General features: G+C 51.9%; 21 protein-coding genes and 1 pseudogene. 2 read left to right on the top strand and 20 right to left on the bottom strand.

The annotated features are described in order from the left end of the window. The first annotated feature begins 343 nt into the window (after positions 1 to 343). Positions 344 to 3,862, top strand: coding sequence for a ribonuclease E (gene rne / locus LQ901_RS04885; protein WP_233672009.1), 3,519 nt, complete (start codon positions 344 to 346; stop codon positions 3,860 to 3,862). Between the two features lie 198 nt (positions 3,863 to 4,060). Here rne and LQ901_RS04880 read toward each other — a convergent pair whose 3' ends face one another. From LQ901_RS04880 to apbC, 6 genes are all read right to left on the bottom strand, one after another. Beyond that, positions 4,061 to 4,864: a hypothetical protein gene (locus LQ901_RS04880; protein ID WP_064977909.1), complete on the bottom strand. Its 804-nt coding sequence runs from the start codon at positions 4,862 to 4,864 to the stop codon at positions 4,061 to 4,063. 206 nt (positions 4,865 to 5,070) lie between these two features. Next, entirely contained in the window at positions 5,071 to 6,162 is a 1,092-nt protein-coding gene (locus LQ901_RS04875) for an anhydro-N-acetylmuramic acid kinase (RefSeq protein ID WP_233672008.1), read from the bottom strand. Between the two features lie 116 nt (positions 6,163 to 6,278). After that, on the bottom strand, positions 6,279 to 8,255 hold the full coding sequence (locus LQ901_RS04870) for an AsmA family protein (RefSeq protein ID WP_233672007.1): 1,977 nt from the start codon (positions 8,253 to 8,255) through the stop codon (positions 6,279 to 6,281). 60 nt (positions 8,256 to 8,315) lie between these two features. After that, positions 8,316 to 8,897 carry a dCTP deaminase gene (gene dcd / locus LQ901_RS04865; RefSeq protein WP_039044857.1) on the bottom strand — a complete coding sequence of 194 codons (582 nt, stop codon included), beginning with the start codon at positions 8,895 to 8,897 and terminating at the stop codon, positions 8,316 to 8,318. A 165-nt stretch (positions 8,898 to 9,062) separates the two neighbouring features. Then, positions 9,063 to 9,707, bottom strand: coding sequence for a uridine kinase (gene udk / locus LQ901_RS04860; RefSeq protein WP_010863906.1), 645 nt, complete (start codon positions 9,705 to 9,707; stop codon positions 9,063 to 9,065). Between the two features lie 84 nt (positions 9,708 to 9,791). After that, on the bottom strand, positions 9,792 to 10,904 hold the full coding sequence (gene apbC, locus LQ901_RS04855; RefSeq protein WP_233672006.1) for an iron-sulfur cluster carrier protein ApbC: 1,113 nt from the start codon (positions 10,902 to 10,904) through the stop codon (positions 9,792 to 9,794). A 265-nt stretch (positions 10,905 to 11,169) separates the two neighbouring features. Here apbC and metG point away from each other — a divergent pair, with 265 nt between their 5' ends. Next, positions 11,170 to 13,215, top strand: a complete 2,046-nt coding sequence (metG, locus tag LQ901_RS04850; protein WP_233672005.1) for a methionine--tRNA ligase — start codon at positions 11,170 to 11,172, stop codon at positions 13,213 to 13,215. Between the two features lie 109 nt (positions 13,216 to 13,324). On the opposite strand, the gene LQ901_RS04845 is transcribed toward metG, so the two are convergent. The 14 genes and pseudogenes from LQ901_RS04845 to LQ901_RS04780 all read right to left on the bottom strand — a co-directional run bounded on the left by LQ901_RS04845 (position 13,325) and on the right by LQ901_RS04780 (position 26,661). After that, positions 13,325 to 14,287 carry a D-2-hydroxyacid dehydrogenase gene (locus tag LQ901_RS04845; protein WP_233672004.1) on the bottom strand — a complete coding sequence of 321 codons (963 nt, stop codon included), beginning with the start codon at positions 14,285 to 14,287 and terminating at the stop codon, positions 13,325 to 13,327. 191 nt (positions 14,288 to 14,478) lie between these two features. Then, positions 14,479 to 15,012 carry a [NiFe]-hydrogenase assembly chaperone HybE gene (gene hybE, locus LQ901_RS04840; RefSeq protein ID WP_010863910.1) on the bottom strand — a complete coding sequence of 178 codons (534 nt, stop codon included), beginning with the start codon at positions 15,010 to 15,012 and terminating at the stop codon, positions 14,479 to 14,481. 30 nt (positions 15,013 to 15,042) lie between these two features. Further along, positions 15,043 to 15,243: a rubredoxin gene (locus LQ901_RS04835; RefSeq protein ID WP_010863911.1), complete on the bottom strand. Its 201-nt coding sequence runs from the start codon at positions 15,241 to 15,243 to the stop codon at positions 15,043 to 15,045. Continuing rightward, on the bottom strand, positions 15,236 to 16,096 hold the full coding sequence (locus tag LQ901_RS04830; RefSeq protein ID WP_233672003.1) for a hydrogenase expression/formation protein: 861 nt from the start codon (positions 16,094 to 16,096) through the stop codon (positions 15,236 to 15,238). Before LQ901_RS04830 ends, LQ901_RS04835 begins: the two co-directional genes overlap by 8 nt. Next, complete coding sequence (locus LQ901_RS04825; protein ID WP_233672002.1) at positions 16,089 to 16,523, bottom strand: hydrogenase-1 operon protein HyaE; 435 nt, start codon at positions 16,521 to 16,523, stop codon at positions 16,089 to 16,091. Before LQ901_RS04825 ends, LQ901_RS04830 begins: the two co-directional genes overlap by 8 nt. Then, a complete protein-coding gene (gene hyaD, locus LQ901_RS04820) occupies positions 16,510 to 17,151 on the bottom strand; it encodes a hydrogenase 1 maturation protease (protein ID WP_072033075.1) in 642 nt (213 codons plus the stop codon). The genes LQ901_RS04825 and hyaD overlap by 14 nt, the downstream gene beginning before the upstream one ends. A 113-nt stretch (positions 17,152 to 17,264) precedes the next feature. After that, a pseudogene (gene cybH, locus LQ901_RS04815) lies at positions 17,265 to 18,005 on the bottom strand (Ni/Fe-hydrogenase, b-type cytochrome subunit); the annotation flags it as partial. A gap of 29 nt (positions 18,006 to 18,034) precedes the next feature. Beyond that, entirely contained in the window at positions 18,035 to 19,828 is a 1,794-nt protein-coding gene (gene hyaB, locus LQ901_RS04810; RefSeq protein ID WP_233672001.1) for a Ni/Fe-hydrogenase large subunit, read from the bottom strand. 11 nt (positions 19,829 to 19,839) lie between these two features. Further along, positions 19,840 to 20,967 (bottom strand): hydrogenase small subunit, encoded by a 1,128-nt coding sequence (locus tag LQ901_RS04805; protein WP_233672000.1) that lies wholly within the window; start codon positions 20,965 to 20,967, stop codon positions 19,840 to 19,842. Between the two features lie 210 nt (positions 20,968 to 21,177). Next, the gene (locus LQ901_RS04800; protein WP_233671999.1) at positions 21,178 to 22,209 is read right to left on the bottom strand and encodes a lipoate--protein ligase; all 1,032 of its coding nucleotides are present in this window, start codon (positions 22,207 to 22,209) and stop codon (positions 21,178 to 21,180) included. Positions 22,210 to 22,359: 150 nt separating this feature from the next. Continuing rightward, on the bottom strand, positions 22,360 to 23,127 hold the full coding sequence (gene hdhA, locus LQ901_RS04795; RefSeq protein WP_010863919.1) for a 7-alpha-hydroxysteroid dehydrogenase: 768 nt from the start codon (positions 23,125 to 23,127) through the stop codon (positions 22,360 to 22,362). A 98-nt stretch (positions 23,128 to 23,225) separates the two neighbouring features. Next, a complete protein-coding gene (locus LQ901_RS04790) occupies positions 23,226 to 23,789 on the bottom strand; it encodes an ABC-type transport auxiliary lipoprotein family protein (RefSeq protein WP_233671998.1) in 564 nt (187 codons plus the stop codon). A 15-nt stretch (positions 23,790 to 23,804) separates the two neighbouring features. Next, complete coding sequence (gene pqiB, locus LQ901_RS04785; RefSeq protein ID WP_152128274.1) at positions 23,805 to 25,442, bottom strand: intermembrane transport protein PqiB; 1,638 nt, start codon at positions 25,440 to 25,442, stop codon at positions 23,805 to 23,807. Then, positions 25,432 to 26,661, bottom strand: coding sequence for a PqiA/YebS family transporter subunit (locus tag LQ901_RS04780; RefSeq protein ID WP_233671997.1), 1,230 nt, complete (start codon positions 26,659 to 26,661; stop codon positions 25,432 to 25,434). The genes pqiB and LQ901_RS04780 overlap by 11 nt, the downstream gene beginning before the upstream one ends. Between the last annotated feature and the right edge of the window lie 100 nt (positions 26,662 to 26,761).

The following is a 26,761-nucleotide window of genomic DNA, read 5'->3' as shown; positions in this document are numbered from 1 at the left end:
TGCGATAACGCTGCAATGGCGTAAGACGTTAAGCATAACAAGCACTTAGTGAGTCACGGGTAGCAGCACTGCCGACTGTAGTAACCATTATACAGTCATACCTTGAAGAATGTGCACCCATCCCTGTGTCGTCGCTGAATCCTTGTCGTATGTAAAATGACCATACACGGACTCATCAGCGAAGGAGACGCAGGCTAAATTGCGCACCGCATTATCAATGCGCCCCATGCGTGTGACAGCCGGGAGGCTGACGTCCATGCTGTAGACTCGGGGTCGATAATGTCCGGCAGACTGGATTCGCCCGCTGGCTCTGATGCCAACGAAAGAATAATGAGTAAACTGCATGAAAAGAATGTTGATTAACGCGACTCAGAAGGAAGAGTTGCGGGTTGCCCTTGTTGATGGCCAAAAACTGTACGATCTGGATATTGAAAGTCCAGGCCACGAACAGAAAAAAGCTAATATTTACAAAGGTAAAATCACACGAATCGAGCCAAGTCTGGAAGCTGCCTTTGTTGATTACGGCGCTGAACGTCATGGTTTCCTGCCACTTAAAGAAGTTGCCCGCGAATATTTTCCAGCCAATTACTCCTACCACGGTCGTCCGAACATCAAAGATGTGCTGCGCGAAGGTCAGGAAGTTATTGTTCAGGTTGATAAAGAAGAGCGTGGTAACAAAGGCGCGGCCTTAACCACTTTCATCAGTTTGGCCGGTAGCTATCTGGTACTGATGCCAAACAACCCTCGTGCTGGCGGGATCTCTCGTCGTATCGAAGGTGAAGAGCGTACTGAACTGAAAGAAGCCCTGTCCGCGCTGGAACTGCCAGACGGTATGGGTCTGATTGTTCGTACTGCCGGTGTGGGTAAATCAGCTGAAGAACTGCAATGGGACCTGAAAGTTCTACTGCACCATTGGGAGTCTATTCGCCTGACTGCGGAGAGCCGCCCTGCGCCGTTCTTGGTGCACCAAGAAAGTGATGTGATTGTTCGCGCAATCCGTGACTATCTGCGCCGCGATATCGGTGAAATCCTGATTGATAACCCGAAAATCTTCGAGAAAGCCAAAGAACACATCAAACTGGTGCGTCCGGATTTCTTGAACCGCGTGAAGCTGTATCAAGGCGAAGTGCCGCTGTTCAGCCACTATCAAATCGAATCACAGATTGAATCAGCCTTCCAACGTGAAGTGCGTCTGCCGTCTGGTGGCTCTATCGTTATCGATACGACCGAGGCCCTGACCGCTATCGATATCAACTCCGCCCGTGCAACGCGCGGTGGCGATATCGAAGAAACCGCGCTGAACACCAACTTGGAAGCAGCGGATGAAATCGCACGCCAATTGCGTCTACGTGACTTGGGCGGCTTGATTGTTATCGACTTCATCGACATGACGCCAGTGCGTCACCAACGTGAAGTAGAAAACCGCATGCGTGATGCGGTGCGCCAAGATCGTGCTCGCGTACAGATCGGTCGCATCTCTCGCTTTGGTCTGCTGGAGATGTCGCGTCAGCGTCTGAGCCCATCTCTGGGTGAGTCTAGCCACCACGTGTGTCCACGTTGTAGCGGTACCGGTACTGTACGTGATAACGAATCACTGTCTCTGTCCATCCTGCGTTTGATGGAAGAAGAAGCCCTGAAAGACAATACCTCTCAGGTGCATGCCGTGGTTCCGGTTCAAATTGCGTCTTACCTGCTGAACGAAAAACGTAAGTCTATTGGGGTGATTGAATCACGCCATAACGTGCGTGTGGTCGTGGTACCTGATAACCGCATGGAAACGCCACACTTTAACGTTGTGCGTATTCGTGAAGGTGAAGAGAGCAACGCGCTGAGCTACCTGTTGCCACAAATTCACGAAGCGCAAGCGTTGGCTGAAGCGGAAGAGCAAGCCTCTGAACGCCGTAAGCCGGCAACTGTGGTAGAAACACCAGCGTTGTCTGGTCTGAGTGCACCTGCAGAAACGCCGGTGGCCTTAGTAACCCCAGCGATCCAAACTCCGGTGGCTCCGGCTCCAATACCACGCAAACCAGAAGCGGAAAAAACCTCCTTCATTGGCGGTATTGTGAAGTTCTTCAAGGCTATGTTCGGTGGCTCTTCTGCACAAGTCGAGCAAGAAAAAGCCGAGCCGGCGAAGAGCGAACAACGCGATCAACGTCGTAATCCGCGTAACAATCGTAACCGCGATGGCCGTCAGCCGCGTCGTGATCGTAATGAGCGCGCGGAACGTGGTGAGCGTAATGAGCGTGGTGATCGCCCAGAGCGTACTGAGCGTAACGAACGCACTGAACGTCAGGACAACGACAACCGCCGTAACCGTCGTAATCAGGACGATCGCAACCGCCAAACCGCCGATGACAAAGCACTGAACGAGCAGGACAAGTCTCAAGAGCGCCGCAAACCACGCGATAACCGTGAAGGCCGTGAAGACAACCAGCAGCAACCACGTCAAAACCGTGGTGAACGTCAGCAGCGTCGTCGTCAGGATGACAAGCGTCAATCCCAAGATGTGGTGGAAGCGAACGCAGTAGCTGAAAATGCTGCCGCGAACGTTGAAGTCGCCGACGATGAGAAGCAGCAGCAAGTAGCACAGCGCCGTCAGCGCCGTCAGCTGCGTCGTAAAGTCCGTATTTCGGATAACGACAACGCTAACAACGCCACTGAAAGTGTAAATGATGCTGCCGTTGCCACCTCTCCAGTGTCTGATGTAGCTATCGCCCCTGTAGCACCAAACGCGCCAGCCGTAGACATTAAGGTTGCGCCAGTGGCTACCGATGCGGCGACTGCCGATGCTGCTGCAACAGATGTGGCGAACAATGCTGCAGATGCCGAGCAAGAGCGTAACTTCGAAGGTCATCGCCGTTCACGTCGTTCACCACGCCACCTGCGAGTGAGTGGTCAACGTCGTCGTCGCTATCGTGATGATCGCCGTAACGCGCAATCACCAGTACCATTGGAAATGGCGGTGTTCTCACCAGAACTGGCCAGCGGTAAAGTCTGGATCCAGTATCCAGTGCAGGTTGCTGAGCGTCAGGTTGAGCACAATTTGGCTCCAGAAACTCCAGCGTTCGTACCAAACGAAGTGCTGCTGGAAAATCAGGCTGCGCAAGCTGCCGAACAGCAAGCCGCTGAGTCTGCTGCAATGGCCGAAACTGCAGCACCAGTAACTGAAACGCCAGTGACTCAAGCTGTAGTGACTGAAGCCTCTGCTGCTGTCACGCAAGCTGTCGAAACACAAGCGGCTGTAACGCCTGTGGTCGAAAGCGTGGTTAACACCGTCGTCGAGAACGCGGTTGCTCCAGCTGAAGCTGAAGTGCGCACAGCACCTCGCTCGGTACTGGTTGCACCAGTGCTGTCTGCAGAGCCAGCGTCAGTGGCCACAAGCCCTGTCGCATCTACAGCCAGTGTGGCGGAAGTTGCTCCGGTTTCTCAGCCTACTGAAGCAGTTGCTCCAGCAAGCAGCGCTGTGGAAAACGCTGTCACTGCGCCAATCACTACCGCGCCGGTTATCGACTCCGAGCCGGAAGTGCCAGCGATCATTGAAAAGCAGCCTGCGGCCACTCCAGTGGTTGAGACTGTGGTTGCCGAACCAATGAGCGCACACCACGAAGCTGGTGAGTGCGTTGTGCCTGCCGCCGTGTTGGAAGACGCTGTGATTGAAATCAATCCCGTTGAAGCGGCAGTACGTGGTCATGCACGCGCCGGTATGACTAAGGCTCCTGCTCCGGCTTATACGCCGTCAGAGCCTGTAGTTAGCACTTGGGTTCGTCCTGCGTATGAGTTCAGCGGTCGTGGTGCTGCCGGTAGCCAAGCGGCTACTCATCACGCCAGCGCTGCTGCAGCTAAGCCGCAGTCAGTCGAGTAAGTGGTAGTTCCGGGTATCCCTTTTTATGCAGGGATAACCGGTTTTACTGACCTTGTCTGTAGCTTGGAAGAACTTTCATCGGCTCGCTGTCAGTCAGATCTAATCATGACCAAAGCAACCGTAAGAAACCGAGTCAAAAAAGCCGCATTTATGCGGCTTTTTTATTGGCTCAATGCCAGCGACTTTTGTTTGAGCAAATTACGTTTGCTGCAATAAGCAATGTTTGAGACTAAGTAGCAACGCCGGTAAAGATAACGATTTGGGATGTCGGCAAGCAATTTGAAGTGTTAGCTCCGGTGATTCATTACCATTTAGGCTCAGTAACGACACTTCCACCATCCGCTGCAACACGACATTCATAATCGGCGCAATACGCTGTGTATGAATGCCGGCTGGTAAGGTCCACTCACACTCCAACCACTCTGCGTGCACTTGTTCGCGATGAAAACCATGCAAATCCGCCCAATGCCATACGGCAGGCAAAATAATGCTGTGGCTGTGCCGGATCAGCTCGTATTCGCTCCGCTCCAGATCGATCACACTTGAGCAGGTCGGCGACTCCGCCAGCGTATCATCCGCGGTGAGAAACTCATAAAACGGCAACTCATGCACCAAATTACTGTTCAGCGATACCAGCGATGAATTATAAATTTCCGCGACCTGACACAAGAGATCCAACACCTCTTGGCGACTGATGTACTGGCGCTGCCAAGTGATAATCAGCTGTAAGTGCTCCGGCTCTACATGAACAAACAGTGTTCGCAATCCGGCCGATGAAGGTCGATGCAACCACGCAGGTAAGCCCTGCTCAAGTTCAATCAGCGGAATATCATGCCCACACAGACTAAGCTGCTCCAGTTGTAGGGGCAAAAAGTGGCGAAAAGCCTGATGATAGGCTGCAATAAAGTGTTCGACATCCAAGTCGCCCAACAATACCCAACGCAGACTGTGCATCGGTATCAGGCTCGGATTGGAGATAACCGGTTGCTGTTCCGTCAGCATGGCTGAGACCCATCCTTAAATTTCATGTCAGCGCGAATGTCATGCCAGCGCATTAGTTTCGCAGAGAAACTTATTTCATATCAGTGAGTAATATTTCACCATAGCTACATTACACATCCGCGACACAGTTGGCAAAATATGCTGTATCGATGCAACAACCCATTGAAATATTAATGATTATAGATACACGCTAAACATGAATAAGATTAGGCGGGATAAATAGCCCCCAATACCGCCAACTGACTAGCCCCCGTCACCGCAGGCAAATTACCCGGTTGATGATGCATGCCACACCAAGCTAACCACGCAAAAGCCATCGCTTCCATATAATCAGGGTCTACGCCACGACTGGCCGTAGAAAGAACCGTGCTCGATGGTAGCAAGGCCTGTAACCGAGCCATTAAGAGAGGATTATTAACCCCGCCGCCGCACACGAGTACTTCCGACAAACCGCGATGCTGCAGCTGCTCGGCAATCGTCACGGCGGTGAGCTCTATCAGTGTAGCTTGCACATCGACAGCTGAGAGGTGTGCAAAAGCGTGCAACTTCGGTAACAACCACGCAGGATTAAAGAGTTCGCGCCCCGTGCTCTTTGGCGCTGGCTGGCTAAAATAAGGCTCTTGCAACAAACGCTGCAATAACGCCTCATTCACCTTCCCTTGCCGAGCAAATTCTGCATCACGATCAAATGACTGGCCGGTATGCTGCATAACCCAGTAATCCAACAGCACGTTACCCGGACCGGTATCAAATCCTAAGACGGGCCCTTGTGGCTGTAGCAAGGTAATGTTTGCCATACCGCCAATGTTCAGTACCGCTCGCGCGGAATGCGCGCCAAATAGTGCGGCATGAAAGGCCGGAACTAACGGCGCGCCTTGCCCACCGAGTGCCACATCCTTACGGCGAAAATCGGCCACGGTGCAAATTCCGGTACGCGCCGCAATGATATTGGCATCCCCCAGTTGTAGGGTGAAAGGATACGGACCTTGAGGATCATGAAAAACGGTCTGCCCATGACTGCCAATGGCACGAATTTGTGCCGCCTCAACCCCACTCTTTGCCAGTAACTGCTGCACGGCATTGGCGAAAAAGGTGCCGAGACGCCGATCTAACTGACCGATAGCCACCAGCGTGGTGCTTTGCCCATGACAGACATCCAACACCGCTTGTTTAAGCGCGGCGGGCATCGGCAAAAAATCATTGGCCAGCAACGTCACTTGCTGACCATCGGTTTCAATCAGGACACTATCCACACCATCGAGACTGGTGCCTGACATCAGGCCAATATACTTTTCCATCACTGACTCCGACTGCCCTACTTGCATACCGTTGTTCGGGTTGTAGATTATGGTTTAAGAACTATATGGTTTAAAAAAATAGATGGTTTAAGAAACATTGGCTAAGAACGCTTAACTCAGAGCTCACTCAGCGCTTTTTTCTCACTGTCAGAAAGTTTGTCGCTGCTTTGCAGCCTGTCGAGTAATCGCTGTTTATTCGCCCGCAATTGCTGTTTGAGGACATTGGCAGCATCGATGCGATAGCGCAGATCATTAAAGCTGCCATATACCTGCAGTGGAATGCTCAGTTGCGACCACTCAGGCCCTAAATCTAAGCGGTTATTAATCTGCAGCTGGCATTGCTTAGCCGCCCAATCCAGTGTACCGGTAGCATTCAACAGCAGTTTGTCATCCTGCGCATTCAAACGTGCGATTTTGATCTGGCCATTTTGCAAATTCAGATCTGCCAGTAAACGGTTAAGGTGGGTCGTGTAAGCCACGGGCTGACCGGAAAACTGTTTGCCACGTAACCGCTCAACAGTACTGCTTAGCAGATAAGATAGATTGATGCCGTCAAACGAGACATCCGAGGCTTGGAGAGTCAAAAAACCATGGCTGGTCTGCAGACTTGGCCAACCACTGAACTGCCAGCGCCCACTGGCGTTAAACATGCCACTGGCGTTAAATCCGGTATTCAGCCATGCCATCACCGATGACACCGGCATACTGCGGATCACCGGATTGAGGGAGAACTGCGTCGGCTCTGACAGCAGATTGATACGTCCGGTAGCGCTAACATCGCCGCCCAACCCCTGCATGCTAAATTGATCGATATCGACCACACCCTGCTGGACGGTGGCATCCAGTGACACTTGCTGGAATGGCTGCTGCCGCCAGCGGATCTGCTGAATGCGCAACGTGACAAAGCCGTCGACCTGATACAGATCGCGCAATGAACGCTCAGGCTTCTCTGCCGATAAGTCTGCTGGTGCTAATGAGATCTCATCGGCATCATCGGGATTATCGGCTGTCTGCGAGGCCATCGCAGGGTTATCCTTCTGATGACTGGTTGATGTTATTCGGGATGCAGTTTTATCGCCAGACAGGGACAGCTCACGCCACAACGGTAGCACCTCATCCAAATCCAGATATGGGCTATTCAGATTGATATCCACAAAGCCCGGCACCGGGCGAGATTTCAAAATAAGCTCTCCGCCCAATTTGACGATCGGTGAATCGATGCTGATGTTACTGAGCGCCAATCGCCCTTCACGGCGATCCAGCAATACACTAAAGCGGCTATCAATCAGCTGCGGCTCGCGCTCGGGTTGCAGTTTGGATTGCAGGCTCAAACGCAGTTGGTTTTCAGTCAGGCTCAGAACACTGATATCGTGATTGAGGCTCAGTTGCCCTTGGTAACTGAGCTGAATCAGATCGTCTGGCAGATGAATTTCGGAGGTGATCTCAACCGGATAACGCCCTTTGGCAGGCTCGCTCAACATCATATTCAGATGTTCGAAATCGACCTGATGCTCGCCTTTGCGCCAGATCAGTTTGCCGTCATTAATGCGAATGCTACGTAGCGAGACCTGCCAGCCATCGTGGCGCTCCGGCGCAGCAGATTTGGATGCGGGAGTTTCCGTATCAGAGCCAGATGTGCTCAGCAAGCCGTCAGCACTGTTTTCTGACGCCGCGTTATTGGAAGTGTCAGCCGCATCGGCCACCGGTTCAAGCAGCGCATCCCAGTTACTGACGCCATTGGCGGCTACTTCAATCGCGGTTTCTGCTTGATCGAATTGCACACGTTTGATGACCAAATCTTTGGTCAACAAAGCCGGTAAGCTGATATGCAGTGAAAGTTTTTTCGCTTGTAGGATGTAAGGATCACGATAGCCTGCCGGACTGCTAAGACGAGTCTCCCCCGCTTCCAGTTGCAGGCCATGATAAAACCCCCAGCGCAGAGGGCCGTCGATGTGTAACGTCTGGCCGGTACGGACTTTGACCTTATCGACCAGTAGCGTCTTTAATGCCCAAGTATCAATGGACAATATCAGCAGTGCTATGCCTAACCCAAAAACGGCGATAACACCGGCCACTAACGCCAGCTTTCTCATCCTTGCTCCGCGCTGCTCTGAGATTAAATATACTGAGATTAAAGTTACAAGTTCAGGGTATCAATCTTTATCGATACGGCTCGCGACCGCACCTTGTTGGCCTTTATATTTGGCATCAGCACGGCTGTTATATGGACGCGCAGCAGGACCAGTCAATGGCTCGAAGCTCAGGGCTCCAATCAACATTTTAGGACGCAGTGCCAGCGGCAATTTACCGGAGTTGTAGAACTCCAACACAATACGCCCCTGCCAACCCGGATCGATACGATGGGCGGTCACGTGTACCATCAATCCCAGACGGGCCAGCGATGAACGACCATCTAACCAGCCTACCACATCATCCGGTAAAGTAACCGATTCATGGGTAACGGCGAGAGCCAGCTCACCTGGGTGCAGGAAAAAGGGTTCATTTTCTTCCAGCACAATCTCGTCGCTCATCACACGTTCAAGAGCTGCGGTGACTTCATCTTTCGGCCCACTCAGATCGATAAACGCCGCTGTATGATCCCGGAATACGCGAAATTTATTGCCCAAACGGACATCCACGGTGGCTCCGTTAATGCGCTCAACTGGCGGACGAGGTTCTATCTGGATCCGCCCGGCATCCAACGCGGCTTCAATATCGGTATCACATAAACGCATGGTTGATCTTCTCCAAACTGGGCTGCCTTTTACAGCGGTTTCCTTTAAAAAACAGGCTGGTAGAACCAGCCTGTTTTTAAGCAACGTATCGACATGTCTAATCCGGTTTCTAACGCGATAACCTCGATACCGTTGCCGCGCACTATCTTGTTATCATCGTCAGGCTTAGTCGCTCAACATCTGAGTGATTTTGGCCTTGAGAATATCGATCGCAATCCGGTTTTTGCCGCCACGCGGTACAATGATGTCAGCGTACTGCTTGGATGGCTCGATAAATTGCAAGAACATTGGACGCACGGTTTTCTGATACTGCTCGAGAACCGATTCCATCGTCCGGCCACGCTCGGTTACGTCACGCTTCACACGGCGCAGCAGACAGATATCCAGCGGTGTATCGATGAAAATCGAGGCATGCATTTCGCCGCGCAGACGTGCATCCGTCAACAACAGAATCCCTTCCAGAATAATGACCTTCTTCGGCTCGAAGTGGATAGTTTCCTGCTTACGGGTATGTTCAACATAGCTGTACTGAGGAATTTCTACCGCTTCGCCGCGCTGTAACATCTGCAAATGCTGCAGCAGCAAATCGTGGTCCATGGCTTTTGGGTGGTCATAGTTGGTCTTGACCCGCTCTTCCATGGCCAGATGGCTCTGATCTTTGTAATAGCAGTCTTCAGAGATCACGCCGATCTGAGCGTCTCCCAGCTGTTCGCACAGCTCACGGTAAATAGTGCTAGCAATAAGACTCTTACCTGACGCCGAAGCGCCCGCAATACCGATGATGAGACACTGCTGAGATTGTTCTGTCATATGAAAAGCTCTGATTACTCTGGTGGCGTGAAAATAAACCTTATGATTATAAGAAATTTGACCCTTATCACGCCAGCGTTGTTTTTAACTTATGTTACGAACTGCAATCTCTGTGGCGATTGATTCGCCAGACCAGTACATTTTGGCGGCAATTTTGGCGGCCAACTGGCGATAAATCAGAGCAAACTCGCTTTCCGGCGCGGCCACAACGGTTGGGGTACCCTTATCCAAATCTTCACGCAAGCGAATATGCAGTGGGATTTTTGCCAGCAGTTCAGCGTGATATTTCTCTGCCAAGCGTGCTGCGCCGCCGGTACCAAAAATCGCTTCATGGTGACCACACTGACTGCAAATATGCATGCTCATGTTTTCCACCAAACCGAGCACCGGCACATGCACTTTTTCAAACATGGCGATGCCTTTGGCCGCATCCAGCAAGGCCACATCTTGCGGCGTCGTCACCACCAGTGCTGCGGTTACCGGTGTTTGCTGAGATAAGGTCAGCTGAATATCCCCGGTACCCGGCGGCATATCGATCACCAGATAATCCAAATCTGGCCACCAGGTTTCATTCAGCAATTGCCCCAGCGCGCGGCTAGCCATCGGCCCACGCCAAATCGTGGCACTATCTTGATCGACCAAATAGCCGATAGAGTTCGCCACAATACCGTGCGCACTGACCGGCACCATATGCTGACCATCGGGCGAGGTTGGACGCTGCTCTTCACTGCCGAGCATCAAGGGAATCGATGGGCCGTAGATATCCGCATCCAACAAACCGACTTTGGCGCCTTCGGCGGCCAGCGCCAATGCCAGATTGACGGAGGTGCTGGATTTGCCCACCCCGCCCTTACCGGAGCTCACCGCGATGATATTTTTGACGCCTTTAACGCCAGGCTGCTCATTCGCGCGTTTCAAGGTTGCGATTTGGTATTCCAGTACCCAGCGCACCTGACGCACGTCAGGCAATTGCAGCAACGCCGCATCAATGGCTTGTTGCAGGGCAATAAAGCCACTTTGCCACGCAAACGGCATTTGTAAGCGCACGGTCAGCTCGCCGCGACGCAATGAAGCTTGCTTAAGGGCATTCAGGCTGCTGAGTGGTTGTTGCAGTGTTGGGTGAGAAAAACCATCCAACAGCGGTAATACTTGCGCACTCAGATCAGTTTCGGAGCTAAAAAGTGATTTGAGACCCATCCCGTGTTCTCCTTTTTTGTTTGTCCGCTATCCCTGTAGGCCGTAATGGCGTGTGGTGTGCTCGCGTGGTTTGAAGCCACGCATCGACACCGTCATGACCACAAGGGATCGTCGGATCGGGTTTTGTTCTCATGACCGCCCAAGGTTGGGCGAATTTGACCGGCAAATCAACCCCATTGATTGCAGGGTGGTAGCGGTGTGCCGGATGATGGGGTAACATCACGGGATCCGTAAATCCAATGACAAGACAGCAGAACTAACCATTATGTCTCAAGATGCTAAGGCTCCTTCAGCGAGAAAACTTCTGGTAACGTGCGCTCTGCCGTACGCTAACGGCTCTATCCACCTCGGCCATATGCTGGAACACATTCAGGCAGATATCTGGGTTCGTTTCCAGCGCATGCGCGGCCATGAGGCTTATTTTGTCTGCGCCGATGACGCGCACGGCACGCCTATCATGCTGAAAGCCCAGCAGATGGGGATTGCACCGGAGCAGATGATTGCTGATGTGAGCGCCGAGCATCAGGCCGATTTCGCGGGCTTCAATATCAGCTTCGATAACTACCACTCTACGCACAGCGATGAAAACCGTGAACTGGCTAGCTTGATTTATGGCCGCCTGAAAGAGAACGGTTTTATCAAGAGTCGCACTATTTCCCAGCTGTTCGACCCAGAAAAGAGCATGTTCTTGCCTGATCGCTTCGTAAAAGGCACTTGTCCGAAGTGTAAAGCTGAAGATCAGTATGGCGATAACTGCGAAGTGTGTGGTGCAACCTACAGCCCAACCGAGCTGATTAACCCACGCTCAGCGGTATCCGGTGCCACTCCGGTGATGAAGGAAACCGAACACTTCTTCTTCGACCTGCCCTCTTTTGAAGGCATGCTGAAAGCGTGGATCCGCTCTGGCTCCCTGCAAGACGAAGTGGCGAACAAGATGCAGGAATGGTTTGAGTCTGGCCTGCAGCAGTGGGATATCACCCGTGATGCGCCATACTTCGGCTTCGAAATTCCTGATGCGCCGGGCAAATATTTCTACGTTTGGCTGGATGCGCCAATCGGCTACATGGGTTCATTCAAGAACCTGTGTGACAAGCGTGGCGACATCAACTTTGATGATTTCTGGAAAACCGATTCTGAGGCCGAGCTGTATCACTTCATCGGCAAAGACATCGTGTACTTCCACAGCCTGTTCTGGCCAGCAATGCTGGACGGCAGCCAATTCCGCAAGCCGACCAACGTCTTCGTGCATGGTTATGTGACCGTAAACGGTGCCAAGATGTCTAAGTCACGCGGCACCTTTATCAAAGCCGGTACTTACCTCAAGCACTTAGATCCAGATTGCCTGCGTTACTACTACGCCGCCAAGCTGTCTGCTCGTATCGACGATCTGGATTTGAATCTGGATGACTTCGTACAGCGCGTGAACGCCGATATCGTGAATAAGCTGGTTAACTTGGCTTCCCGTAACGCCGGTTTCATCACTAAGCGTTTTGACGGTAAGCTGGCCGACACGCTGGCTGATGCCGCGCTGTATCAGGAATTTACCGATGCCGCTGAGCTGATTGCCCAAGCCTACGAGAGCCGCGAATACGGTAAAGCCATTCGTGAAATCATGGCACTGGCTGACAAAGCTAACCGCTATGTTGATGAACAAGCTCCGTGGGTGGTGGCGAAGCAAGAAGGCCGCGATGCCGACCTGCAAGCCATCTGCTCAATGGGTATCAATCTGTTCCGTGTGCTGATGACTTACCTCAAGCCTGTCATGCCACAGCTGAGCGAGCGCGCGGAAGCGTTCTTAAACAGCGAACTGACATGGGATACGATCGCCACGCCACTGCTGGGCCATCAGGTCAATCCATTCAAAGCGCTGTTCAGCCGTATCGATACGGACAAAGTGAATGCTATGATTGAAGAGTCTAAAGAAGAGGCTGCAGCGGCTATGCCAGCGAAAGAGCCAACTGAACTGGATAAAAACCCAATCAGCGAAACCATCAGCATTGATGACTTCAGCAAAGTGGATCTGCGTGTTGCACTGATTGCGAAAGCAGAATCTGTGCCTGAAGCCGACAAACTGGTTAAGCTGACACTGGATCTGGGGGGGGAAACCCGTCAGGTATTTGCCGGTATCAAAGCTGCGTACAAGCCAGAAGATCTCGAAGGCCGTATGACCGTGATGGTCGCAAACTTAGCGCCACGTAAGATGCGCTTCGGTCTGTCTGAAGGGATGGTTCTGGCTGCCGGTGCCGGTGGTAGCGATCTGTTCATCCTGAGCCCAGATAGCGGTGCCAAACCAGGCCAACGCGTTAAGTAATCGGCTGTTGATTACTTGCTGTTAACTAAGCTGTTAATTAAGTAACTCTGAACAAAAAAGAGCACGCATTGCGTGCTCTTTTTATTGGTGTGAATTGCATATCGCTTTTTTATAGCGTCACCACATTCTGTGGCTTACGCGCCACATAGGCTTCGATATTGTGTACCACCTGCGCCAACACTTCGCGAATAGCCGAATCTGACGCCCACGCCACATGCGGCGTGATCAGTAAGTTGTTACGCTGCGCGGCAGCCACGAGCAGTGGATGATCTGCTTTCGGCGGCTCTTCACTGAGTACATCCAAAGCTGCACCACCTAAGTGACCGCTGTCCAGCACCCGCAGTAACGCCGCTTCGTCTACCAACGCACCTCGGCCGGTATTGATTAAGAGCGCCCCCGCTTTCATCGCACTGAGCGTCTTATCATTCATCAACTTGGCGGTTTGTTCGGTAAGCGGACAATGCAATGACAACACATCCGCCTGTGCCAGCACATCGCTAAACGCGGTGTAACCTTCACGCACGAACTCAGCATCTGGCCGTTCGGCATACAGCACCTGCATGCCCACCGCATGCGCTAACGCGCCGGTTGCACGCCCTAAAGAGCCTCGCCCCACAATCCCTAATGTGCTACCGCGTACATCAGTGATCGGATAGTTAAACGCACAAAACTGACGGCTGCTCGCCCAACGTTTTTGCTTCTGATCGGCTATCCAACCTGCCAAATTGCGCTTCAGGGCAAAAATGAAACTCAGCACATGTTCAGGCACGGTCACTTGCGCATAGTCACGCACATTGCACACCGTAATTCCGTGCGCGCTAGCGGCGGCCAAATCGATATTGTTTACGCCGGTAGCAGAAATGGCCACCATCTTCAGGCGCGGCGCTAAAGACAATGCCTCGGCATCCAGCATCACTTTATTGGTGATGATGATATCCGCATCGCCGATACGCTCGGGTAATTTGCTTTTAGGGGTATAGGAGTACTCATGCCACTGATGAGGCACTGCCGGACGAGGGATTTCAATATCGGCAGGAAAGGTTTCACGATCCAGAAAAACAATATTCAGCATGATGTTCAGCCATGATGGGGTGTGATCGCTAATCAGCGAGAAACAACCGTGCTAGCTGTTTCTCGCTGATGCCATGGAGCCTATCCTAATCGGCTAAATACTGACGCTCCATACTTGAGTATTTGCTATAGGATAGGCGCATAATGTGGCGATCAAATCACAGTTGACTCAACTTGCAAATAACGCGGTGATCAGTTTGCGCTGCCGAGCAAAAATAACCGGCGACGCTGCAGATCCATTCCCTCTTCGGACACGGGGAACAGCTGACGAATCACCTCTTCCCCCGTGGCTCTGGCCGCCATATGACTTTCAAACAAGCGCATGTCTGAAAAGAGCGAGCTTTGCCAAAATGCACCCGTCACCCCGACCGAGGAAGCCACAAACGGGAACCAACCTTGTGGCAAAGGATACTGCGACTCACTGCCTTTGCTGGCGTGAATACAACCCGCTTCACACGCGGGGATCAACAGCAGGTTCATGCTCCAAGGCGTCAGCATCATTCCACGCCAGAAATGCTGCCAGCGACCGACACCAATCAGCTCGATTTGAATCTGCCGATTGATAAATGGGATATCCTGCATCGATTTTTCATAAACCTGTCGGTATGCCTGCTCAAAAATACTGGCAGGGTTGGATTCATACCATCGCAGATTTTCATCATATACAGAGCGGTGTTCCGGACGACATAACTGTGCTTGGCTTTGCTTACCCAGTTCCTGAAACATGATCACTCCTTAAACTTGGTCCACCTCGGGTTATTCCTGCAACAAAAGAAACTGTGATTTAGGATTGTCACATTCCGGGCAACACCAGTGCTCAGGGAGCGCGCTAAACGCGGTCCCGGGAGGGATTTGCCAGACCGGGTCACCCCGCTCAGGGTGATACACCCAACCACAAATCTTGCACTCCAGCTGCGCGGAAGGCGTTAGCGCCTTGCGGTAACTGCCCTCAAACATGTGTCAGCTCCTTAAACCACAGATATGTATCACGCAGACGCTGGGCAGAATCTTCAATATCCTCCACCGACGCCAGTGCGACCTCTGGTATACAGCTCACTTCATATGTTTCCAGCAAAATGCCTTTTAATCCGTTCAAACAACGAATATTCCAGACATTTTTCAGTCCGGTGGAAACAATCAAACTTTCTCCGTAGCCACGCGTACGGATGCGCACGTTACCTTGTCCAGCAGTGTCAGCCAAGAAACTGCGATCATCATCGGTCAACGGTAAAGACGTTAGATTAATCACATGAGCCGGCTGTGGCGCTTTCCCTGCTTGGGATAACAGCTCATGGGCTAACGGCAACGCATTCATCAACTGACGCTGTCCAACCGGCGGCAATAACGCCGACTCGTGCGCATAAAGTTGCGCATGATAACAGACACAGGCCGGAATGGGACAAATCTCAATGCGATCGGCCACTCTCTGACCATGCTGGATTTCCCACACGCGCCAAAATCCACAAAAGATAGACTCCTGAATCTGAATTTCGGTCGTTTCATCCACCAGCACGACGATGGAGACTTCCCCTTCCCCGAGTAACACATCAAGAAAATGGCGGTTGTTATCATCCAGCGCGGTCACATCTGCCACAGGATAATGCACCGGATCGCCCTGATAATCTGTGCACTTGCCCAGCAAATATTCAATTAGTTGCAGAGCTTCTGTCACGTTATGGTACTGCTCTAACGTTGCCATTGGCGGTTCACTCGCTACCCCCACCGTAATCGGCAACGGGTTCATGGCAAAATCAGGATCATCTGGCTGGGAGCCTGGCCCGAGCAGGTGAAAATAGGTGTTGTCAGACATGTGAGATGTTTCCAATCTGAATGATGTCTTGCGCTGCAGGCTGTAGCAGCGCATGAAATTGATGGATGATCTCGCCCCAACCATGTACGCCGCACACTGCGCCCAGATAATGCCCGCACGCAAAGACCAGCACGGCAGGACGCTTGAGGATCTGATACTGATCCGAGAGCAATTCGCTGTTTTCCAAATCGGCAGTGGCAATTTGCCAATTAAGGTGAGCAAACTCCGCCAACACTTCCGGAATGATCACGACGTTGTCTGACACTTCCGGTACAGTCACCGGATCGGTGCTCAACAGCACCGCAACATACTCCTGACCTGCCACCCATGCATTGAGTGAATCGGCCGTTACCGGATGCATACCGCGCTGCATCATGCGCTGCCATAAGGTGGCAAAACGCGTTAACGCCGCCTCAGAGTAACGCATGCTTACGCTCCTCGTTCGGCGCGGTTTGAGGCTCTGCTTGCGGCGCTTGATACGGCGGCAAGCTGTATTGACGCGGACGCTCGCCTTCGTATTTTTCCATCGCTAAGCTAGCATCATTCAAGCGGCGCTGCGTCGTGGCCGGTTTAACCGGCACTTGCCAACGCGCTAACCAACCTAACGCTTGTTGCACAGCGGGCTCCAGTTGCGCCTTGACCGGCTCGGTCAAGCTACCACCGTAGTCATCCAGCAATACCGGCTGCACGCCAATCAGCACCACATGCTCTGGATAGGTATCTTTGATTTCCGCCAGCGCCAACACTTCCGAGAAGCTGCTTTGGTGCAAACTCATTTTCTTGGCGCTGAGGTAGGCTGGGATCGCCCGACCTTCATAGGTGTGCAACGAGGCCGGCTCATGGCCAAAATCAATGGCATCCAAGATGATGAGATGCGTGGCTCTGGCCACGTATTGCAGCAGGTTATAACCTTGCGTACCGCCGTCGACCACTTCCACATAGTCAGGCAAATCATACTCGGCATAAATTTTCTCTGCCGCCCGCACGCCGAATCCTTCATCGGCCCACAGAATGTTGCCCAGCCCCATAATCACAACCTGTTGCTGTGTCGTCATTCTGGATTTCCCTGTTTATCGGTTTTATTTTTTGTTGTGGCTGCCGCTTTGGATTCCGCAATATCTGACTGCGTTACCTGCATTTTGGCTACCTGGATTTTGCGGCGTTTAACTTTCGGCAAGCGATAACCGTTCACCATGGTGGAGATCATAGTATCGTTAGACATGATGTCTTCGCGAATGGCCAGATAGACGTGACCTAAGATAAACACACAGATCATCCACATACCTAAACGGTGCCAGCTGTGGATATCAATCGAGTTGCCGCCAGTCCAGTAGAAGAATTCCACCACCGCGCGAAACGGTTTGAAAATCGCATACTGAGTGTTTTCGCTGTACAGCGCCAAACCGGTCAACGCCATATAAATCGACAGCAAGATATAGCCAAACATGGCAGTTTGCGCGATCGGGTTATGGCCAATGGTCGAATGCGGTTTTTTCTCTAAAAACAGGTACCAGCGCACTTCGTAGAAGAAGCGATGCCACCAATCTTTTTCCCACACATGCGGCACAAACAGCTCACGGGAGTATTTGTTCCCGACAAACGCCCAGTAGATCCGAAACAGCAAACCGACAATAAACACTAATCCAGCCGCAAAATGCGCAAACCGGATGTAACCCATGTAAAACAGATAGGTCGCTTCCCCCTGTACGGACGGCAGAGGCTTGCCAATCCAGTAACCGGTCGGGATCAGCACCATCATGCACAGCACCATCCCCCAGTGCCAAATACGCACTGGGGCTTCAAAGACATAATGGCTCTGTACTTCAGCCGGCAAAGTCACCTCAACCGACTGCGCTGCTGCCCCTTCCCTGTTCTGTAGCGGCACGGAAGCTTCTTTTTCATGTTGCATGACAGACTCCTTCGCGTGATTGGCGATGATCAGCTGATTTTGACGCTGACCAGCTCGCTGCCATCGTCACCCAAAACGTGGGTAGAACAGGCCAGACACGGGTCGAAACTGTGCAAGGTGCGCAGGATCTCCAGTGGCTGCTCCGGAATGGCCATTTTGGTCCCAAGCAGCGCTGCCTCATACGGGCCAATCTGACCTTTCGGGTCACGCGGGCTGCCGTTCCAGGTGGTCGGCACTACGCACTGATACAAGTCCACTTTCTCATCTTTGATGATGGTCCAGTGCCCTAACGCACCGCGTGGCGCTTCGGTAAAGCCCAAACCACGGGCTTGGCGTGGCCAGGTAGACGGCTCCCACTTGCTGGTATTGGCAGTAGCAAAATCGCCGTTTTTCAGGTTGGTGATCAGCTTATCGAAGAAGTATTGCAGTTTACCGGCCGCCCACTGTGCTTCATGGGCTCGGCACAAAATCCGTCCCAGTGTTGATTGCATGCCAGACAGCGGCATTTTCAATGCTGACAACATGCGATCGACAGACTCTACAGTCGCGGCATCTTTCTTGTGATAGCCAATCAAGGTACGCGCCAATGGGCCCACTTCCATCGGATGACCACGCCAGCGCGGCGCTTTGATCCACGAATAACGGGCTTGTTCATCCAGCTGCAAGATATTAGTGTCAGTGCCTTTCGCCGCGCCAACGTTGAAGTATGGGTCAGTCAGACCATCAAATGGGTGACGCCCTTTGTGGTCATCCGGATATTGGTACCATGAGTGATCCACAAACTCCTGCACCTGCTCTGGATCGTACAGGTCAACCGGCAAGATATTGTTGAAATCACCGTTGATCACCGCGCCGCGCGGCAGTAACAAGCTACTATCACCAAAGTCATTGGCAATATCAGGGAATGCCCCGTAACTGAGCACCGATTGGTTGGATAAGCCGGTGCCTATTTTTGACCAATCTTTGTAGAAATGACCGATCGCCAGCGCATCAGGCATCAACACCTGATTGATAAATTCGGAGGTGCGAGTGATCACCGATTGCACCAGATTCAAACGCTCCATATTCACCGCGCCGACCGCACCACTGTCATCAATGTTAATCGCGCACGGCATCCCGCCCACAATCCAGTTCGGGTGCGGGTTTTTACCGCCAAACACGGCGTGAATTTTCACAATCTCTTTTTGGAAATCGAGCGCTTCCAGATAGTGGGCAAAGCCCATCAGGTTGGCTTCCGGCGGCATCTTGTATTCAGGGTTGCCCCAGTAGCCATTACGGAAGATCCCAAGTTGTCCGGATTCGACAAAACGCTTCAGGCGATTTTGCACATCAAAGAAATAACCTGGGGACGACATCGGCCAAGAGGAGAGGCTTTGCGCCAACTCGGAGGTTTTCTTCGGATCGGCTTGCAGCGCGGAGATAACATCAATCCAGTCCATCCCCGCCAGCTGATAGAAGTGCACCAAGTGGTCGTGACACCACAGGGTGGCCAGCATGATGTTACGGATGATGTTGGCGTTATCCGGCACATTGATTTTGAGCGCATCTTCAACCGCATACACCGAAGCCAGTGCGTGCACGCCGGTGCATACCCCGCAGATCCGCTCAATGAACGCCCACGCATCCCGCGGGTCACGGCCTTGCAAAATGATTTCCAGACCACGGAACATGGTGCCGCAAGACACCGCATTGGTGATCACATTATTGCTGTCGATATTCACTTCGCAGCGCATGTGGCCTTCAATACGGGTGATGGGGTCAACCACCAGCCGACGACCGGCATTGCTTAAGGTAAAACCCTGAGTCTGATATTCATAGGACATGCTGTGCTTCCTTATTCTTTATCCTGATTGTCAACGCTGTCCGATGACGATTTATTACGCATGGTTTGTTTAACGGCGCTGATGGCAGCATGAGCCGCTACACCGGCACCGGCTACACCCAGCACGCCCAGACCAATCTTGTCGGCATTTTCGTGGATCCCAAATTGCGGGATATCCACTACGCGATCATAGAAAGAACCGCGATCCCAGAAGCCGTTTTCGGCGCAGCCCAAGCAACCGTGACCAGATTGGATCGGGAAGGACACGCCGTTATTCCAACGGGTAGACGAACAGGCGTTATACGTGGTTGGCCCTTTACAACCCATCTTGTACAGGCAATAGCCTTTGCGCGCGGCGTCATCGTCCCACGATTGCACGAACTCACCGGCGTCAAAGTGGGCACGGCGATAGCATTTATCGTGAATACGCTGACCATAGAACATCAGTGGACGCCCCATGCGATCGACATCCGGCAGACGGTCAAACGTCACCATGTAAGTAATGATGGCGCTCATCACGTCAGGGATCGGTGGACAGCCTGGCACCTTGATGATGGGTTTATCGTGGATCACTTTATCAATCGGCGTGGCTTGGGTTGGATTAGGTCGCGCGGCCTGCACGCAGCCCCATGATGAACAGGTGCCCCAAGCAATAATCGCCTTAGCACCCGCCGCCGCGGTTTTGAGTTTCTCGATAAACGGTTTACCGCCGCTAATGCAGAACATGCCGTTAGCGCCCAGAGGTGGGTTACCTTCCACGGCCAGAATGTACTCGCCGTGGTGTTTTTCCATCAGCTCTTGCAGCAGGCTTTCTGCCTGCGCACCGGCGGCGGCCATTAAGGTGTCGTCATAATCCAATGAGATCAGCGATAAAATCACGTCTTTGGCGAGGGGGTGCGCTGAGCGGATAAACGCTTCGGTACAGCACGTACATTCCAGCCCGTGTATCCAAATAACCGGCACTCGTGGTTTATTTTCCAGTGCGTAGGCAATCTTAGGTGCAAAGCCAGAGCCAAGTCCGAGCGTAGTGGCGGCCAAGCTGCAAAATTTGAGAAAGCTGCGGCGGCTTACACCCTGCCGGCGCATGGCCTGATAGAAGGTTTCTTCTGTTTTATAACCTGAAGATAATGTGGCCGGCATGCGACCCTCCAACTATTTTGTGGGTTCGATGGGAATATTAACCATAAATATCAGAGGGGAATTATCTTGCGCGTGACCTGCATCACTGTATTACATTTCTTTGCATTTAAGTGATATAAGTTATTTTATTTTTATAAAAAGAAAATAAATGCTTACCAAGAGATACAGGCAAGCATTTAATAATGATTGAATATTTATTCGAAGCAGTGTTTAACTAAGTTCATTCTCTAACCACTGCGTGAACTGTTGCAGCTCAGTGCTATGGGTTGGAAATTGTGCGTTCAAGCTCGCCAAACGCTGCGTCACTTCCGCATGGTTGTAGATACAGCCCACTAAACACGTCTCTACCGCTTCAATCAGCTCCGGATACAGGCTATCGGTATAGCTTTTTACCTGACTAATATGGCCTTTATGCACATCAAAATGCAGCTCTACGCCACCCCAATCAAAACGCTGCTCAAGCAAATGGGTAAACTCGGGGGCTTTGCCAAAATTCCATTCCCAACTTTTTTGAATAGCATATTGCTCAGCAAACTTTGGTAAGTCTGGCATATTTTCTGGCGAGATATATTCAACGATTGGCATATCGGTATCATCCGAAGAATAATACGCAATAAAAGCATGCTGAATGGCTTCACATATTATTTCATGGTCAATATCGGCACGAATTTCATTTAAATTCGCGACACGAGAACGCACCGAGGCAATCCCTTTACTGGCTAATTTTTTCGGATCCGGATTAAGATAATTGGCTAAACGCGATAAATCTGCACTGAGCAATAACGTGCCATGATGAAATCCGCGATCTGGCGTTTCGCGATATGCTGAACCGGAAATTTTACGTTCGCCCTGTTCGGTCTGAACAATTAAATCATTGCGGCCAGAGGCACTGGCGTTAATGCCTAACGAGGCTAACGCGCGCAAAATAATGGCGGTCGATACGCTTTTATCATAACCCGGTTTACCGGCCATGAACGTGAAATTAGTGTTCCCCAGATCGTGGAATACTGCGCCGCCGCCACTTTGCCGACGCGCCAGCTTCACCTGATCGGCCTCCATACGCCGCGTATTGCACTCTTTCCACGGGTTTTGTCCACGCCCAATCACTACCGTATCAGCGTTACGCCACAGATACAGCACCTTCTGATTTGCCGGCATCTGCCGAAAAATGCACTCTTCAACCGCCAGATTGAACCAAGGGTCCGTGGATGCTGAAATAAAGATCCGCAATTGTTCAGTCATGTCTGTTCTTCTGTCGAAATAAGTCCGTGATTACACCCGCGCTATTATGACAGCCGTGAGACTCCGATGTCTCAATCTCGGCCATCAGAAACACAAAAACCACCGCAAGCGGTGGTTTTTATTTGATGAAACGGTGCTATCCGCCGTGGATCACTCCAGCTCTTGCGAGCCGCCACCGCTGACTGTCAGCACTTGACCGCTAATCCAAGAGGACGCAGGCGATGCTAAAAACAGCGCCGCATAGGCGATATCCGTTGGCAAGCCCAAACGACCAAGCGGCGTGTGCTTGAGCATCTGGAACTCGACTTCTTCGGTCAACACAGTCGACAGCGCATGAGTACGGATCGCACCCGGTGCAATGGCGTTAACTCGGATCCCGTGCGCGCCCAGATCAAACGCGATATTGCGAGTCAGATGGTTAACCGCAGCTTTAGAGGACGCATAGGACGCCATATTGCTGTTGCAGTTTTCACCGGCCATTGAGCTGATATTCACAATAGCGCCACTGCCGTTATCCGCCATGTGCGGCGCACACAGCTGACTCAAGCGAAATGCCGAATACACATTCAGTTTGTACGCCCATTCAAACTCTTGCATGGACATTTCAAACGGCTTTGGCCCACCGCCACCGGCGTTGTTGACCAAAATGGTCAGCTTGCCCCATGTAGACAAAGCACAATCAACCAGCGCTTGCAGTGAAGACTCATCCGTCACATCACACGCAATCGCGACAGCCTGACCACCGGCACGACAAATCTCGTCGGCCGTGGCCTGCGCAGCTTTCAGGTCACGGTCAGACACCACAACCGCTGCACCGGCGTCAGCAAATACGGTCGCAATAGAGTGCCCAATCCCTGCTCCGGCACCGGTCACGATGGCGACATCCCCTTCCAACCGGAAAATTTCTTCTATTGGCATACGCTTTTCACTCAGTTATTCGTGTACAGAAGGAAATAGTAGAATGCGCGCCCTCATCCCTATTAGGCCGAAGATGCGCATTCATTCGGTGATACCGGTTAGGATTGACCGGCTGCGATCTGAGTCACCTCACGGGCAATCGCGGCGGCTTGTTGCTGCCAGCCTGCGCCCATCACTCGCACCATCTCAGGATAACCATCCGCATTTTGTGGCAGTACCAGCTCGAAATTCTTCTGCCAGCGCTGGCCGCCGTGCGTCAGTAACCAGCGACCACTGATCACCACCTTGCCATCGTAGCGCCCTTGGAAGCGCTCGACTTGGGTATTCAACTGCCAGTCATTGGCACTGGCCGAGGTTGGCGTAACCTGCCAACCTGGCAGGTCATGGGTCAGGTTCGCGGTAAGAGTTCGCGTTAACTGCGAACCGAGGTTATCCACCCATTGGTTTTGCTGCGTCAGTACCATTTCCACATCATTGGTCTGATACGCCAGCCCCGTACCGGACAGGTAATCGGCGACAGACACCGGATTAACCACCAGCACTTGCTGCTGCTGCACAACCTGAGTGACTGCCGGCTGCGCCGGCAGTTGGTAATAAGAGACACCGGAAGTACTGCTGCATGCTGCCAGCAATAACGTACTGGCTAAAATCCACTTTTTCATCGTTACCGGCCTCACTTATTTTGCTTTTCGCGGCTCAGGATCGGTGCCTTGTGAGGCACCAAAGATCAGAGCATTCGGTTTACGGTTAATTTGCTGCATCACCGGCTGCGTATCGCGCAATACTTTATCCAGCGATTGCAAATTGTTGTTCAGACGCTCATAGACCGGTGAACCTGGGCTGACGCCATTAAGGGTAGCACGCAGCTCTTGCAGTGTTTCACGCAGCTCTTTTGGCAACTGCTGGCTGTCGGCTTGTACCGCCAGTTTATCCAACGTAGCCGCCAATTTCGCAGTCTCATGCAGCATCTTACGGGCTTCTTTGGAGGTCGCGGTCGTTTCCGTCAGCAATGGTTCAATCGGCAACTTATTCAGCTTATCCAGCACCTGCTGCACTTTGAGCTCAATAGAGCTAAAGCCACCCGCGATGGTCGGCATCACCTGAGTCCCTTCAATTTCGCGCATCTTCTTGACCTTCTTGGCGTTATCCACCATGTTCAGGTCAACAAACAACTGGCCAGTCAACAAGTTGCCGGTTTTCAGCATGGCTCGCATACCCTGCTGTACCGCAATTTCCATGTCTCGACGCAAATCTGCCACTGTCAGGCGATCTGGCAGACGACCGACTTCCAAACGGATCAGCACAGGAATGCTGCCATTTGTTTCGGAAATCGATAGCTTGTTATCAAAGTAGTACGGCACTTTCATCACTGTACCGATACGTACACCACGGTACTCGACCGGCGCGCCAGCACTTAAACCACGTACCGACTCATCGAAGAACAACACATACGGCACATACTTGTCATACAGCCCTTGAGTGATGCTCTGCTGGTTCGGATACAGATCAAACGAGGTATTTTGTGCAACCTTGCCGCCCATCTCCCAGCCATCGGGCACTTCAAAGCTGACACCGCCACTGATCAGAGAGCTCAATGATGCCATATCAACCCGCACACCTTGCGCCGACAAATCAACGGATACGCCGCTGGACTTCCAGAAACGGACATTGCTGGTGACTAAGCTGTCATACGGCGCATTGATGAACAGTTTGTAGCGCATCTTACGCGCTTTAAGGTCAAACTCGCTCTGCTCCACGGTACCCACGGTATAACCTCGGTACAGCACCACGTCGCCCACATTCAGGCTAGATGCATCATTACTCAGCAGTTCAATACGCAGCCCCGGCGCATCTGCCGGCGCAATAGGTGGCGCATCCAGCAAATTAAACGTGTCTTTGCGCGTATCGGTATTCCCCGGTTTCAGCTCAATGTAAACACCTGAAAGCAACGTACTTAATCCGGTCACCCCTTCACGGCCAATTTGCGGTTTTACTACCCAAAACTGGCTTTGCTCGTTAAGCATTTTTTCGGTGCCAGGATTAAAGCGCGCAGTGATGATCACGTGCTTCATGTCTGGTGCCAGTTTTACGGTTTGTACCGTACCGACCTGAACACTGCGGCTTTTGATTTCGGTTTTTCCCGCCACAATGCCTTCGGCGTTATTGGCAGTAAACGTAATCAATGGGCCTTGGTGACTAAAGGTGTAATACACCATCCACAGGCCAATCACTATCGCAACAATCGGTACTATCCACACCGGAGATAATTGCTTTATTTTTTTAACTTGAGCCTCAGACTCATTGTTATGACTCACGACTTAACTCCTGTGAATGAGAAGAGGAATCCCAAAATAATCTCGGGTCAAAGGCAAACGCCGACAGCATAGTGATGATCACTACGCCGGCAAACAACATTGCCCCCATACCGGGATAAATACTCATCAAACGTCCAATACGGACTAACGCAGCCAGAATTGAAATCACAAAGACATCCACCATTGACCAACGGCCGATGATCTCCACCATTTCATATAAAAAGTGCTGCGTTTTCTTGTGCGCGGTATCCGGCCGTGACGCCGTCCAACACAACCAAAACAGCACCAGCATCTTACTGAGCGGCACTAAAATACTGGCGATAAAGATCACCAAAGCCACCGGATACGATTTCATCCCCCACAACAAAATCACCCCTTCCATGATGGTGGAGTAAGAGACATTACCCAACGCCTCCGTGGCCATCATCGGCAAAATATTCGCGGGGATATAGAGCACCACGGCGGTGATCAACAGAGCCAATGTCATCTGCAAGCTATATGGGGTTCGGGCATGCACGCGCGCGTGGCAGCGTGGACAATGTTTTTCTGCCAGCGGCAATATATTCGAACAGCAGCGGCAAACCTTGGCGCCTTGTGCGATACCGGGCCTCCCCGCCTGCAACGGCATCCGAGAAGTCAGCGGTTGGATCTGATCCCATAACCACTCTTTATCCACTTGCTGGAAGGCACGAATTTGCAGCACGCAAAACAAGCAAAATGCCCAGAAGCTCATGTCTAAACTAATTTCGGCCAACGCCACCAGCTTAACGAAGCTAACCAAAATGGCGATGAGGAAAATTTCCACCATGCACCACGGTTTGAGCATAAACAGCAAGCGACAGAAAAAGACTTTGCCGGGTAATTTTTTAAAACGCGTCGCTATCGACAGATAAATCACCAGCAGCATGCAAAAGGCCGGAATGCCCTGAATACAGGCCAGAACAACCAGCGACAGCAGCTGATAGTGCTCATCAAATAGCACCGTACCTGCTTGGATAAATAACATAGTGTTACTGTTACCCACCGCCTGCATGGTGATAAACGGATACAAGTTCGCCATCAGCAACATAATCAGGCTGCTGATAGCAAATAATGCCGGACGCAATGCCGGCTCTGGGTGACGCGCTGTCAGCTCAGTGTGGCAGCGCGGGCAATCGCACCGCTGACCCACACTCAGCGGCGGAATATTCACCACCAGATCGCACTGCGGACAAAGCATTTGCGTGTTTGTACCGGCGCCTGTATCACCAGTAGCTGAAACTTTCACATATCTCACGGTATCAATGGCCAAACAGTCGAACAAAGGACTGATTATATAT

Origin of the sequence: Plesiomonas sp. PI-19 (genome assembly GCF_021368255.1) — a bacterium.
GTDB classification, from domain to species: domain Bacteria; phylum Pseudomonadota; class Gammaproteobacteria; order Enterobacterales; family CAMTGL01; genus Plesiomonas; species Plesiomonas shigelloides.
The sequence above is the reverse complement of the archived record's forward strand: the minus strand, read 5'-3'. Positions and strand labels throughout refer to the sequence as shown.

Coding starts and splice junctions, on each gene's coding strand:
- LQ901_RS04845 (WP_233672004.1), bottom strand. CDS start 14,287: ATGCTGAATATTGTTTTTCTGGATCGTGAAACCTTTCCTGCCGATATT.
- LQ901_RS04830 (WP_233672003.1), bottom strand. CDS start 16,096: ATGTCTGACAACACCTATTTTCACCTGCTCGGGCCAGGCTCCCAGCCA.
- LQ901_RS04780 (WP_233671997.1), bottom strand. CDS start 26,661: ATGCTTTGTCCGCAGTGCGATCTGGTGGTGAATATTCCGCCGCTGAGT.
- LQ901_RS04805 (WP_233672000.1), bottom strand. CDS start 20,967: ATGCCGGCCACATTATCTTCAGGTTATAAAACAGAAGAAACCTTCTAT.
- hyaD (WP_072033075.1), bottom strand. CDS start 17,151: ATGACGACACAGCAACAGGTTGTGATTATGGGGCTGGGCAACATTCTG.
- LQ901_RS04800 (WP_233671999.1), bottom strand. CDS start 22,209: ATGACTGAACAATTGCGGATCTTTATTTCAGCATCCACGGACCCTTGG.
- metG (WP_233672005.1), top strand. CDS start 11,170: ATGTCTCAAGATGCTAAGGCTCCTTCAGCGAGAAAACTTCTGGTAACG.
- hyaB (WP_233672001.1), bottom strand. CDS start 19,828: ATGTCCTATGAATATCAGACTCAGGGTTTTACCTTAAGCAATGCCGGT.
- dcd (WP_039044857.1), bottom strand. CDS start 8,897: ATGCGTTTATGTGATACCGATATTGAAGCCGCGTTGGATGCCGGGCGG.
- hybE (WP_010863910.1), bottom strand. CDS start 15,012: ATGTTTCAGGAACTGGGTAAGCAAAGCCAAGCACAGTTATGTCGTCCG.
- LQ901_RS04825 (WP_233672002.1), bottom strand. CDS start 16,523: ATGCGTTACTCTGAGGCGGCGTTAACGCGTTTTGCCACCTTATGGCAG.
- LQ901_RS04790 (WP_233671998.1), bottom strand. CDS start 23,789: ATGAAAAAGTGGATTTTAGCCAGTACGTTATTGCTGGCAGCATGCAGC.
- udk (WP_010863906.1), bottom strand. CDS start 9,707: ATGACAGAACAATCTCAGCAGTGTCTCATCATCGGTATTGCGGGCGCT.
- LQ901_RS04835 (WP_010863911.1), bottom strand. CDS start 15,243: ATGTTTGAGGGCAGTTACCGCAAGGCGCTAACGCCTTCCGCGCAGCTG.
- hdhA (WP_010863919.1), bottom strand. CDS start 23,127: ATGCCAATAGAAGAAATTTTCCGGTTGGAAGGGGATGTCGCCATCGTG.
- LQ901_RS04875 (WP_233672008.1), bottom strand. CDS start 6,162: ATGGAAAAGTATATTGGCCTGATGTCAGGCACCAGTCTCGATGGTGTG.
- apbC (WP_233672006.1), bottom strand. CDS start 10,904: ATGGGTCTCAAATCACTTTTTAGCTCCGAAACTGATCTGAGTGCGCAA.
- rne (WP_233672009.1), top strand. CDS start 344: ATGAAAAGAATGTTGATTAACGCGACTCAGAAGGAAGAGTTGCGGGTT.
- LQ901_RS04870 (WP_233672007.1), bottom strand. CDS start 8,255: ATGAGAAAGCTGGCGTTAGTGGCCGGTGTTATCGCCGTTTTTGGGTTA.
- LQ901_RS04880 (WP_064977909.1), bottom strand. CDS start 4,864: ATGCTGACGGAACAGCAACCGGTTATCTCCAATCCGAGCCTGATACCG.